The sequence below is a fragment of the Neobacillus sp. NPDC093127 genome, assembly GCF_044754175.1.
GTDB lineage: Bacteria > Bacillota > Bacilli > Bacillales > Cytobacillaceae > Neobacillus.
The window spans coordinates 56,331-69,058 of record NZ_JBIVOP010000022.1 but is presented as its reverse complement, the minus strand read 5'-3'; the positions used below and the strand labels follow the sequence as shown (position 1 = coordinate 69,058).

Below are 12,728 nucleotides of genomic sequence, written 5' to 3'. Positions count from 1 at the left end.
TCATAGTGTTATATAAAATATCCTCTTCAAGTTTTGCAGCCGTTAGTGAAATTCCGTAAAAGATTCAGCACTTTCATCCTTTTGTTCGAGTTCATTTATTTTTTGACGTGTATATCTATTGGAATATAACAGTAATAGAAGAAATAAAAACAAACAACCACTAATAATCAACAAGAAATATTGGAACCACGCACCGAAATCTAAGAACTCCAATTAAATTCCCTCTTTTCCTATTAATTTTTCCCTTAACCAAAGGCACTTATTATCTAAAATTTATATACCCCAAAACCAATATATGAATCATAAAAATGAAAGATAAATTTCTACTTTGGATAGCTAAATTAGGCGGCGAAATTGGCTGAAAGAGCGGAACTCTTCTTTAGGCGTGGTTTCAAAAGAAGGAATCTACTCACAAAAAAGAGAGGAAATATCTTACATTTAAAACTAGCCCTCTCAAATTTATATTTATAATGGGTAAGGAATTTTTGTCGATATCTACTCATAATTTGAGATATTTCCCGGGAATTTGTTGAAATTTGAAAAATAATGTATCCCAATATTCAAAGGAACGACATTAAGATTTCTATAAATTGATTGGGGTCGAAGGGGAAATTTTCAGGCGTATCGGGTATAGCAATTCCTGTTTCATCAGTTCCTTCTAATCTTCTTTTTGTTGAAACACAAGGTCTATAGTGTATCGTCTTTGGCTTGTCCGTATCGCGTAACGCTATAGCGCTTTGATGTCAGAATGCGTTATATCGCCCAGCGATACGAAACCAAAGAAGAGCCGTTTTATTTTCGGAATATGGAGAAAAGCCCTCCCCATTTTCCTTTAGGTTTTTGTATTGCTTCTTCTAAACGTTTATTGAAATCATTTTGTGAACTCCATTCTTTTTTCTGTTCATCCCGCATATTTTGTATTTCTTTTTGTAAGAGTTCACTTTTTTGTTTTTCTTGTTGCAGCAATGTTTCGTATTGGGTATTTTGTTGTTCAGTTAATTTTTCAATTTTAGCATTAGTTTTCTGCGCTGAATTTCCAATACTAGAACTTATCACATGATGATCTTGCCGGAGTCGGGAAACCGTTATTTTAAGCTGTGACATATCGTTTGTCAGTTGGACATTCATTTCACGTGTGGCTGCGAGTTCATTGACTAAAAACGTTAAGACCTCTTTTAATTGATTGGGATCATGAGGTAAATTCCTATATGTATCGGGTATGGCAATCTCTGTTTCATTGGATCCTTCTAATCTTTCTTTTTGTTGATATACAAGGTCTTTAGCCGTATCGTCCAGGGGCTTGTCCGTATCGCGTAACGCTATAAGCGCTTCAATATCAGATTGAACAAAGATGCGTCGATCACCATCTTTCAAAAACTCATATCCATTTTTTTCTAAAATTTGGCCATACTTTCGTACAGTGGGAGTTGCAATCCCTACTTCTTCCGCCACTTCCTTGGAAGAGAAAGCTTGTTCATTCGGTTGTATATCACGTCGCATATCGTATCTCCTTTTCTATTAAATATGAAGGTTTTTAGGTTTATTTGCAAGCTATATCGCCCAGCGATACGAAACAAAAAAAGGAGCTATTCAGCCCCTTTCATTAAGCAATTTGTTCAGTTTGCTCCGCTACAAGCTTGTTATATAACTGTAAATCTTCTGCATATAAATTTAAATAAGTTGCCATTCCTTGCTTCTTCAATTTTTCGAAACTTTCCCAGTCAACAATACCGTATTCCATATTCAACTTTTTAGCATTCTCCCAAGCCGTTTCTTCAAAACCGATATTCATCTCATGCTCTTCGATTAGCATAGCAAGAAGATTGGGATCGCTGTATCGTTTGTATATTGGATAGTTTTTTTTCATATCGTAATATTCAAGTGTTTTTGTCAGTGAATCCAATAAAGCATTCCGGTCTAACGCATGACCTAACTCATGAAGTGTAAAAGCTTGAATATACGTTTTGAGTGAGACTGATTCCTGCATTTCCATTATAGCTTCTTCTATTCGTTTATCATCATAACCTATATAGTCAAGGATAAAATTATAGCTCATATTTACCCCAGTAATTTGATTCTTTAGTTCAGTATCGATTCCAACAGTTCTTATAGTGGCCTGTATTAATTGCTCAATCCACTTATTTTTCTCGTTCACTTACTTCCCTTGCTTTCTCCATTATTTTATCTTATGTGGCAATAAGACTTATTTGGTTATTAATGTAGAAGTCTTCTAGCCACAAATTATATTAGATGAAATTTCTTCCAACTATATTAATATATATCAAAATAAAGGAGATTTCAACAGGTAATATACTATGTATTAACCTCTATCTTCAATAAAATAAAAAAGGACGTCCCATAATGTATGGGACGCCCCTTCTTGGATCATCACTCGAATTAAATTCGATGAGTGTTCCTTATTATTTAATCGTTGTCACGTTGTCTGGCACGTGCTTCGCCGCCTTTACGGCCAGCTTCTGCTTTGCTCATTTTTCCATCGCGGTCATTATCGTCATCACGTTGGTTAGCACGTGCTTCTCCACCTTTTTGGCCAATTTCCTCGTAAAATTCTCTGTCATGATTTTTAGAAGTTGCTTCGCCGCCTTTGCGGCCGATCTCCTCATAGAACTCTCTGTCATGGTTTCTAGCCGTAGCTTCGCCGCCTTTGCGTCCTGCTTCTTCGACAGTCATACCGCGATTGTTCTTATTATCCTTAGCCATAATAAAATCCCTCCATATTTTTACTTGAATTCCATTACACTTTTTTATATTCCCGCCTTCTATTAAATTAAACATCCTTTTTTCTATTACTCTTAGAATGTCTCTTAATGTTTCTTTCCACGTAACATAAGAAATGAAAATAGAGGCCTCCGTAAGTTTACTCAACTCTTGGAAACCTCTGATTTTTATATTGCCTTGATTTATTTTTCCTTGGAAACCGCATTATAATTTTTGAATTTTGAAAACGGTTTTTTCTTTTTTATGTACTTTTCGTTAAGTACCATAACTTTCCCGTTCTCTGCGGGTGTATATTTTCGATACACTGATTTATATTTTTCAAATGCAAAGTGCCCTAAAATATAAATTGGTAAGATTATGACCATAAGAATTACTAGTTGTAGTATCCAATTGACTTCTTTTCCAATGATATAAACAGTCATTACAGCATGCGCCGCAAAAGATACCATTAAGGTAATAAAAACATTACATATATGAAAAGGAACATCAGCTTTTTTTTCGCGAAAAAGCCACTCCAGTTCAGTCTTGATCATAAGTGTAACAAATACTGAGATCACAATGACAATAATGGAAATTAAATATGTAAGAACAGTGTCCATTTTTACACCCCCGAACAACATTTATATACCCATTATATCCAATTATATGGAATGGGTAAATTTCCCCCCTTAACTTATATCCTCTCATTGAAACACAAGAAATGGAAAATGGTGCTCCGCAAAGCTTACTCAACTTATGAGAAGCCTTCATGGACAACTGATATTTTTTTACTTATCTATATAAATATCTTTTAGATCATTACTTGCAAGTTTAAAAGCCTTGATTGAGTGATCCAAGGCTTTCCTGATTCAATATTTTTACACCTTTATTATTGTAAAAAACTTCGTTAAAAGGTAAGGTCCTTGTGTGAATCCCAGTGATAATTGCCAGGCCCCTAAGCCTTGTAATCCATATTCATGAATTAGTAACATTTTAGCACCCATGCTTCTTACATCTTCAAACCAAACTTCATGTGTTAATCCCTTTTGATCTGTATAGCGAAAAAAAGGCGACTCAAATTCAGTTGAATACTGAATCGGTGATTGGTACCTCATGGCTTTTTCAACAGCATTCTGATTTGAAATCGCTGGGGCCACTCTCCCTGGACTGTACGGAATGATCCAATCATATCCATATAAAGGCATACCTATAATAATTTTTCGACGGGGAACATATCTTATAGCGAATTCAACGGTTCTTCTTACCTCAGTAATGGGAGCTGTAGGTCCTGGTTCACTTCCTGCATGGTGCCAGTCATAAGCCATGATAAACATAAAGTCTACAACTGACCCTATTCCTCCGTAATCATACCCCCTAAGCCAAGGGATTTCTTCACTTGTTTTTGCAGGAAGCGCAATTGTTAGCGTGCGTCCTAATGGCTGCAAACGATCTCGTAATTCACGTAAAAAGCCTGTGAAAAGATCTCTATCTTCAGCCAAAACACGCTCAAAATCAATATTTACTCCTCCATACCCCCTATTGTTCACTAAATAAGTAATATTATTAACAAGGTTCGTTCTTGCAGAAGGATTGTTTAATACTTGGTGAACAAGTTCGGAACTAAAACCTTCAGGTGTTAAGTTCGTGACAGTCACAAGAGGTCTAACCCGATGACTCCAAGTTGTTTGAATAGCAGTCAAATCATTTAAGGTGTTTGCGATATCTCCATTACTAGCAAAGTGATATTCAAAAATAGAAATGGCTGTACAATATGGTGCATCATCACTGATTAAAGCCCGGTCCAATTCCGGACTTCGAATAACATAGAAGCTAAGTACTGATGCATGAAAATTTGATATAGTAGGAATCGTGAGACTCATTCCTGGTCGTAGTGCAGCTGGATTAACAGCAGGGTTGGCTTCTGTTAATTGTTTTAAAGATAAGAAAGATTTTCTAGCAATTCTTGTTAAAGTATCCCCGGGTTGAACAATATACGTATATAACGGAATGAGCAAGGCCTGACCCGGAACAATATTGGACTCCTCTAAACCATTCACACGGCGAATCTCATCCATAGAAATTCCATACCTGCTTCCGATCGTAAATAAGGAATCTCCAGCTTGAACCTCATGAAAAAACATATTTGTCCCTCCACTAAAGGGCCCCAAATTTATTTACCCTTCACTCAGGTTTAATGGTCAAATCGATTTTATAAAACTATGCATTAAATTCCTTTTATTATATGAACAATTCATATATGTAGAACACAGTTAGAGCTTAAATTGAAAAATCAACATGTTTACTGCCAATGAAATGTACCATCCTTTACGTGTTTAACCTAAGTAAAATTATGAAATTATTCCCGACATTGGGGTCAGGCCCTTGATTGTTCACTAAAATTACATAAATTATCCATTTATATGTTTATTATAACGATATAACAATGGATAGACCCACCGAAATTCTCCTTGAAACCTCTCTTTTTAAAAAAAAATCACTATGAAAGCAGGTTGATCCATTTATGAAGAAGATTGGCAATACAAAGGATATTTGTGATGAGAAAAAACTGCAAGTAACCGTAAAAATGAAGCATTTTAAAAACCCAAACGAACGAGAAGAAATGATGAAAAATTTGAAGATAGGTGCTGAGTTTGACATGAGGCATCGAGGACACTTTTTGTTTTACGGAAAGGATTTTATCAGCTATAAACTTGAACGCCCCTACGACAAAAACCGCAATGAATTTCTCCGTATCTTATCAAACTTCATGAGCAATATCTTGGAAGATGATTGCCCATCTTCATGGAAAAAGTGCAAGCGGCCGTTCTGGGAAGAACTGATTTTCACTCATTTACCTCATGTTATCAGAATTACTCCTGACCAAAAACAAGTTGAAACCTTCCTGTCGCAATTAAAAATGTTTATCCAGTGGCTTGATAAGCGGGTAGGCACTACTTGGTTTCCAGTCGTTGATAAATATTCAAAAGAGGCTGTTTCTGACCTGAAAATTTCCGAACAAGTGCTGAATGCTCTTTTTTTGAGAGACTTCCCGCAAATCCATCAGAAAGGCTTTAGCTCCAAACAAGATGTCGAAAAGATTGAACAGAGTTTCAAGCAATGTACGAAAAGCTTGGATAGTCTTTTCGAAGTTACAAGTATCATTGACCAGATTACGATATTAACAGAATTCAATTCCAACCAAACCTTTTACGTAAAAGGTTTGCCAACCCATTTAATCGTTCCTGGGCTAATTATGAGTGGCGCAATTGGCCGAAAGAGCGGAACTCTGCTCTGGGAATGGTTTCAAACGGAAGGAATCTATCCACAGAATGGTAGGAAGTATCTTAAACTAGGGACAGGGGAACAGGGACAAAGTCCCAAGTGATAGAAAAGAGGGACAAGGGGCCTCCCCTCGTCCCTTCTGCAATATTGTCTTCTAAATTCCCGGAATTAAGATAGACATATCGATTCCGTCTACTGTACTTTGGAAAGCATAAACAGGTTGATAATAGCTTTTGGAATCTAGATAGCAGCTCACTTCCGTTTTATGGATAAAATACTTCCGATTGCTCCAGAACTTCCAAAGGATCTGCATTACCAATCACTCGCCAATTACCGCTTCATCTGCAAAAAAACTTCCCACAAGTTTTAAACCTGTGAGAAGCTTGAATTGTATCCTTTAGTAAAGAGTCAGTTAAGCGACTAAAGAATAATATGATTTTTTGTGATATAAAATGTAATCAGCTCTAATGACTGTTTTCACCACTAGTTAATAAATGACCCTCCAATTTTGATTTACGGTTGCTTTTACTATTTTATTTTCAAGTATATAGTTTGCTATGATTTCTGAAATATCTGTTTGGATTTCTTTAATAACCGGTTTGTTTTGATACATTAAATAATTCCCGCCGCCACTTGCACGATAGTTATTCATAACAACGTCATATTCTTTTTCAGGTTCAACCGGTTTGCCTTTGTATTCCAGCTTTACTATTCTTTCACCAATGGGCTTCGAGATATCAATCAAATATTCAATCCCTTCCCACATATCATAATTATAATGTTGCGGTTTTGGTGTAATAAATGAAGGATTCACTTTTATTTCCTCACCGTCATATTGTTCAAAATAAGAAGCTGACTGCTCTAATGCATCTTTCATATCTTGTCCCGTAATACGGATTACCTTTAAGGTATTCGGATAGATATAGTTTGAAACAACTGCTCTCATTGTTACATTCTGTGGAAACCCCAGTGATATGCTATCAAATATGGCTGTATTTGAGATATCAGCTCCCGTAACCTCCATTTGGACACGGTTGATAAATTCTACTAGCGTATTATCCTTTGTTCTCATTTCCATTGGATCTCGAAAAATCATATCACCTTCGATTTTTCCAATCGGTTGATCTAACCATTCCTGTGTAACGTCTTCGTACATCTTCACCTTTTCCAGTAAGCTGATATCTTCTTCGACAGCAGTTACGGATAGCAATTCAGAGGATTTTTGCACACATTTCCAGCCAGCTTCATCCTTTTCTAGCTGTAAAGTTACTTTCCCTAAGGCACTCCCATCTTTTCCAGGCTGAACAACGATCACGCCATTAATCCTATTTCCAGCAATTTGCCGATGTTGGTGACCGGTTAATAGCACGTCGATACCTTCTACTTCCATACAAATTTGGTATCCTTGATTTTCACCGGTCAAGGGTTCAGTTGGCTCTCCCGTTTCTAAATCTCGTTCAAACCCTCCATGGTAGGAAACCACGACAATATCTGCTTTTTCATCATCCTTTAATGTCTTAACCCACTTTTTGGCCGTTAAAACAGCATCCTCAAACCTCATACCTTCAATATGCTGGGGCTGTTCCCAGTTAGGTATATAATGGGTTGTTAAACCAAGAATGCCCACTTTTATGTCTTCTACCTTTTTTACTATATAAGGTTTTCCAAAGTAGGGCTCACCCGTTTCTTTACTAACAATATTTGCCGAAAGCCAAGGAAAATTAGATTCATTGACAGCCGAAGCTAAGATGCCTTTACCATAATTGAATTCATGATTTCCAAAAACAGCCGCATCATAATTCAATTCATTTGCTAAAATAATCATTGGATTGGGCCGATTGCCTTGGATTTTGGCATAGTGATAGGTTAAAGGAGTTCCTTGAATTAGATCACCATTGTCAATCAATAATACATGCGGGTTTTTTACTCTCTCCTTTTTGATTAAAGAAGCAATTTTACCTAAACCAACATCGGATGATTGATTACTACCATAGTTAATCGGGAAAATGCTGCCGTGTACATCACTTGTTTCAAGGATGACAAGATCCATTTTTTCCATTAGTGAACTCCTCTCGTTAATTTGCAGTTATTTGATGATCTTTTAAAACATAATCTACACCATAATCCACTAGCATTTGCATTCCGGATTTAGGTTTTAACCTTTCTGGATTAAAGCTGTGTAATGGAATTAAGATTTTGGGATCGATTCGATCTACGATATATTTTAAATGTGATGGAATAGCATGTCCCCCTGCACCAATATAGGCATAGTCGACTTTCAATTTCGTTAAGATTTTCTTTAGATTTTCAAAGGCGGGATCAAAGTCCCCCAAAGGCACACCGTTTGAATGGATGTATATCCCCTCACCAACATTTAAATCAAATAACTCGAGGACATTTTCATACGTATTTTGCAAATAATATTCACCAGGATTGTTATTAATCATTTCTGCACGAATTGTGTCATGCTTATTGAACAAATTCAATTTCCATTCTGATAATGTTCCTGCTTGTTCTTCAAATATTGTTTCAATTGACTGATAAACTAGAAAGTCGTGCTCAGTTGTTAACTTGTCTAGTAAATAAGCGGTCTCTGGTTCAAAAACAGCTTTCCTAGAAGAGTCTTGTGCTGCTTTTATTATTCCGGTTAACCGATCAAGATTACGATGATAAACGTTGAATATTCCTAACCCTTTGGTCTCTTTTAACCTGTCACTCATTTTTTCGGGAATATTTCCTTCTGTTGTCATCCCCTCAGGAATGATAGGATTCCCCATAATTGCCTCTCTCATTTCTTCCACACTGCCCAATGTGGTTCCTTCCATGATAAGAGCATCTAAACCAAGCCGATTTACTTCATTAATAAAATGGTCTATTTGTTCTGGGTGTTTCCCATGCATTCTAAGATCTCCCGTATAAAGAAGGACGCCATCTGGTGTTTGGATATGGTAAGCACATGCCCCGAGAATATCATGGTCAACCTGTATAGGAGTAATCTTGATTTCTCCTATTGAGAAAGATACACCATAGTCACAGAATTGATAGTCACGGTTACCTGGAACCCCTTCCCCTATGACTTCTAACGCTTGATAAAGTTCATGGCTTTCTTTCGTTACATACACAGGAATGGAAGGGGCAATTAATCCCATTGCACCAATATGATCAAGGTGTAAATGAGAAATGATAACAGCTGTTTCTTGACCATATTCTTCCGCAGGGATAAGGTCTCGCTGGTAGGAACCTAGACTCTCGGCTGCGTATAAGCCATCGATAGGTGGAATCAAATTTAGTCTGAGGTTATCACGCACCATCCCTCGAGAACGTCTTTTTATTTGCCCATCGAAAATATTCGTTGCCGGATCATACGTAAGACCAAAGTCAAAAATAACACGGGAATTTTTGTATTCTACAGATACAACTGTTCCACCAATTGTTTTCAAGCCGCCCCAAAATCTTATATTGGTATGATGTAAATCTTTAGTCATTTAATTTTTCACCTCGTAAAATATTTTCAACGATTGAACTGTCTATTTTTAAAGAAGAAGGGAACCATTGACTGGCCCCCAATTCTGCTTTTTCTATTTATTAGCCTTGTCTAAAGCATCTTGAGTATTCTTTGCAGCATCTTGAAGTCCTTGATCAACTGACTTTTTCCCAACTAATACTGCTTGAATTTCAGTAGAATACGCTGATTTCATTGCAAATGCACCGTCAAGATGCGGGAAGAAGTAACCAGCATCAAATTGTTTTTCTGCAGCAGCGTATTTTGGATTTTCTTCAATATATTTTAACCATACAGAGTCTTTTAAAGCTGATTCACGAACTGGTACATATCCAGTGTTTTGAGCCCAATAAATAGTCTGGTCTTTACTAGAAAGGAATTTCATAAACTCCCAAGCCGCAAGTTTCTGTTGATCGTCTGCTGAATTGAACGTCACTAAATTTGTACCTTGGAATTGCGTAGATGCTTTCTCGCCTGCAGGAAGTGGAGCAGTTGCCCAGTTAATTTTATCTTTCGCTGCAGCTTCTACGAAAGAGATACCTGCCGATGATCCGATATACATTGCTACATCACCACGGCTAAATGGATCAGACATATAGTTATCTTCACCAGCTAGTCTTGCAATCTTTTTATTGTTAACCATATCATTTAAGAAAGTTAGAGCCTTTTTGCCTTCTTCAGATTCGAAGGTTACCTTTTTGCTGTCAACATCTACAAATTGGCCGCCAGCTTGTTGTACCCAAGTTGGGAAATTGAGACCAATTGCATTTTCAAAGCCCATCCCAATTACATTTCCCTTTGTTAGTGTTTGAGCGGCATTTTCAAGTTCTGCCCAAGTAGTTGGAGCGTTTAAATTATTTTCTTTAAACATATCTGTATTATAGTAAAGAACTTCCGTACTTTTATTAAAAGGAACACCGTAGAATTTATTATTCCAACTATTTTCGTCACGGAATACTTGTACAATATCGTTAAGTTCGGAATCAGACCAACCTACTGTCTTATTTTGAATATATGGGGTTAAATCCGTGATTAAATCGTTATTAATATAATCCTGCATCCAATCTTCATATGCTTGTGCCATTACAGGTGAAGTATGTGATTTAGCTGCAGCCATTAACTTTTTGTTTAAATCATCATATGTCCCTTGATTGACAAGTTTAACAGTGATGTTTGATTGTGAATCATTAAATTTCTGTGTCATCGTTTGTAACGTCTTTTCTAAGTTACCGGTCATGGCATGCCAAAATTCAATGGTTACAGGCTTATCAATTTTCGTTGGGATATCTGCCGTTTTTTGCTTTTCAGGACTAGATGGTTTCGTTGCATTTGAACAGGCAGCAAGACTAATAGCCAACAAACAAACGAATAGAACGTGTACGATTTTTTTCATGGTGTCTAACCTCCAATTTTTTATAAAAAATATGATAATAGCGTTCTATTTAAAACAGGATCACTTAGTGACAATCACCCCCCTTCAATATTTTTGAATTAACCCTTAATTCCCGCTCTAGCAACACCTTCAATGATATATTTTTGTAAAACGATATACAGAATAATCATTGGCAAGATAATCATCGATGACGCTGCCATTAATAATTCATATTTCGTACCGGTATCTGTACTAAATGCGATTAATCCCACTGGTAAAGTTCGCATATTTTCAGAACTCGTAACGATTAATGGCCACATAAAAGCGTTCCAGCTGCCAATAGCCTTAAGTATGGCAATCGTTATTAATGCTGGCTTTGCAAGTGGAACCATGACAGACCAAAGAAAACGAAAATCACTGCAGCCATCGATTTTTGCAGCAAAGGAAAGTTCCTTTGGAATCGAAAGGAAAAATTGCCGCAATAAAAAGATGGAAAAAACACTTGCTAGCCATGGAACGATTAATGCCTGGTAATGATCAATCCATCCTAAATTCGATAAGGTGACAAAATTAGGAATCAATAGGACTTCACCAGGGACCATCATGGTTCCAAGCAAAATAGAAAAAATAATATCGCGGCCATAAAAATTAATTCTTGAAAAAGCATAGGCAGCGAGAATTGTAGTGATTAGCTCACCTATAGTACTTGCGATGAGAACAATCACACTATTAACCGAATACGTAGCAAAAGGAGCTGAAAACCACGCTTTTATATAATTGCCCCATTGAATATCAGTAGGAATCCACTTTGGAGGCATAATCATCACTTCGTTTGCTGCCTTTAAGGAGGTACTTATCATCCATATAAAAGGCAAGAGCATCAATAGGCTGCCTAGGATTAACAATAGATAAATAAAACCTTTAGAAAGTGCTTCTTTTTGCAATATTCTCCCCCCTTGTGTTAATAATTTACTTTCTTCTTACCAACATATAGTTGAATCAGAGTAAAAATAAAAATAATAAATAACAAGACATAGGCCGCTGCTGAGGCAACCCCAAAGTTCCATTCCCCGTAAAACTTATTATAAATATAGTAAACAATCGTCTCTGCACTTCCTGCAGGGCCTGGTTGTCCGCCAAAAAGGGCAAAGACTTCATCAAACACTTTAAAGGAGTTGATAATGGAAACAATCGAAATAAAAAATGTCGTCGACGATAGTAATGGGACCGTAATATTCTTAAATCGTTCCCAAGCCCCTGCACCATCGATTCTAGCGGCTAAATAGTATTGTTTATCAATATTTTGTAATCCTGATAAGAAAATAATGATATTGTAGCCAAGACCTTTCCATATCGCTAAGATAATCAGGGAAGGCATGGCCCAATCAGGGTCAGATAACCATTTAATCGGTGATATCCCCAAAAAACTAAGGGCATAATTCAGCACCCCATATTGGCTGTGGAAAATCCAGCGCCAAACAATTGATACGGCCACGACAGATGTAACAAACGGGATGAAGTAAATGGTACGAAACAACCCGCGAAACTTTATTTTTTGATGTAAGAATGTAGCAATGACCAATGAAATGATAATAGAAAGCGGAACAACGCCTATCACAAAAATCATCGTATTTTGTAACGATTTCCAAAATTCAGGATCCTGGAAAATAAATGTATAGTTATCCAACCCTCTTGCAAAAACAAGGTCTTTAAAATAGTCATAATCCGTATAAAAACTCATAAAAAAGGACTTAATAATTGGATAAAAACTAAAAGTTCCAATGATTAACAATGCAGGAATAAGATAAAGAATCGCCTTCATTGTTTTTTTCATTGTTGGTTTATCATTCAAAA

General features: G+C 36.6%; 12 protein-coding genes. 1 reads left to right on the top strand and 11 read right to left on the bottom strand.

Going from position 1 to position 12,728, the window contains the following annotated elements:
- Positions 1-792: 792 nt before the first annotated feature.
- The 5 genes from ACIQCO_RS23190 to ACIQCO_RS23170 all read right to left on the bottom strand — a co-directional run bounded on the left by ACIQCO_RS23190 (position 793) and on the right by ACIQCO_RS23170 (position 4,859).
- Positions 793-1,500 (bottom strand): SH3 domain-containing protein, encoded by a 708-nt coding sequence (locus tag ACIQCO_RS23190; RefSeq protein WP_066095422.1) that lies wholly within the window; start codon positions 1,498-1,500, stop codon positions 793-795.
- A gap of 103 nt (positions 1,501-1,603) precedes the next feature.
- A complete protein-coding gene (locus ACIQCO_RS23185) occupies positions 1,604-2,155 on the bottom strand; it encodes an integrase (protein ID WP_400433313.1) in 552 nt (183 codons plus the stop codon).
- Between the two features lie 269 nt (positions 2,156-2,424).
- The gene (locus tag ACIQCO_RS23180; RefSeq protein WP_400433311.1) at positions 2,425-2,721 is read right to left on the bottom strand and encodes a KGG domain-containing protein; all 297 of its coding nucleotides are present in this window, start codon (positions 2,719-2,721) and stop codon (positions 2,425-2,427) included.
- A gap of 200 nt (positions 2,722-2,921) precedes the next feature.
- Positions 2,922-3,338, bottom strand: coding sequence for a hypothetical protein (locus tag ACIQCO_RS23175; RefSeq protein ID WP_400433308.1), 417 nt, complete (start codon positions 3,336-3,338; stop codon positions 2,922-2,924).
- A gap of 258 nt (positions 3,339-3,596) precedes the next feature.
- Entirely contained in the window at positions 3,597-4,859 is a 1,263-nt protein-coding gene (locus tag ACIQCO_RS23170) for a glycosyl hydrolase family 18 protein (RefSeq protein ID WP_400433305.1), read from the bottom strand.
- A 380-nt stretch (positions 4,860-5,239) separates the two neighbouring features.
- On the opposite strand from ACIQCO_RS23170, the gene ACIQCO_RS23165 reads away from it, so the two are divergent.
- Positions 5,240-6,103, top strand: a complete 864-nt coding sequence (locus tag ACIQCO_RS23165) for a hypothetical protein (protein WP_400433302.1) — start codon at positions 5,240-5,242, stop codon at positions 6,101-6,103.
- A 51-nt stretch (positions 6,104-6,154) separates the two neighbouring features.
- Here the strand turns inward: ACIQCO_RS23165 and ACIQCO_RS23160 are convergent, their stop codons facing one another.
- From ACIQCO_RS23160 to ACIQCO_RS23135, 6 genes are all read right to left on the bottom strand, one after another.
- Entirely contained in the window at positions 6,155-6,319 is a 165-nt protein-coding gene (locus ACIQCO_RS23160) for a hypothetical protein (RefSeq protein ID WP_400433299.1), read from the bottom strand.
- Positions 6,320-6,487: 168 nt separating this feature from the next.
- On the bottom strand, positions 6,488-8,059 hold the full coding sequence (locus ACIQCO_RS23155) for a bifunctional metallophosphatase/5'-nucleotidase (protein ID WP_400433296.1): 1,572 nt from the start codon (positions 8,057-8,059) through the stop codon (positions 6,488-6,490).
- Between the two features lie 16 nt (positions 8,060-8,075).
- Positions 8,076-9,485 carry an MBL fold metallo-hydrolase gene (locus ACIQCO_RS23150; protein ID WP_400433293.1) on the bottom strand — a complete coding sequence of 470 codons (1,410 nt, stop codon included), beginning with the start codon at positions 9,483-9,485 and terminating at the stop codon, positions 8,076-8,078.
- A gap of 93 nt (positions 9,486-9,578) precedes the next feature.
- Entirely contained in the window at positions 9,579-10,895 is a 1,317-nt protein-coding gene (locus tag ACIQCO_RS23145; protein WP_400433290.1) for an ABC transporter substrate-binding protein, read from the bottom strand.
- Between the two features lie 98 nt (positions 10,896-10,993).
- The gene (locus ACIQCO_RS23140) at positions 10,994-11,818 is read right to left on the bottom strand and encodes a carbohydrate ABC transporter permease (RefSeq protein ID WP_400433288.1); all 825 of its coding nucleotides are present in this window, start codon (positions 11,816-11,818) and stop codon (positions 10,994-10,996) included.
- 17 nt (positions 11,819-11,835) lie between these two features.
- A complete protein-coding gene (locus ACIQCO_RS23135; RefSeq protein ID WP_400433285.1) occupies positions 11,836-12,726 on the bottom strand; it encodes a carbohydrate ABC transporter permease in 891 nt (296 codons plus the stop codon).
- Between the last annotated feature and the right edge of the window lie 2 nt (positions 12,727-12,728).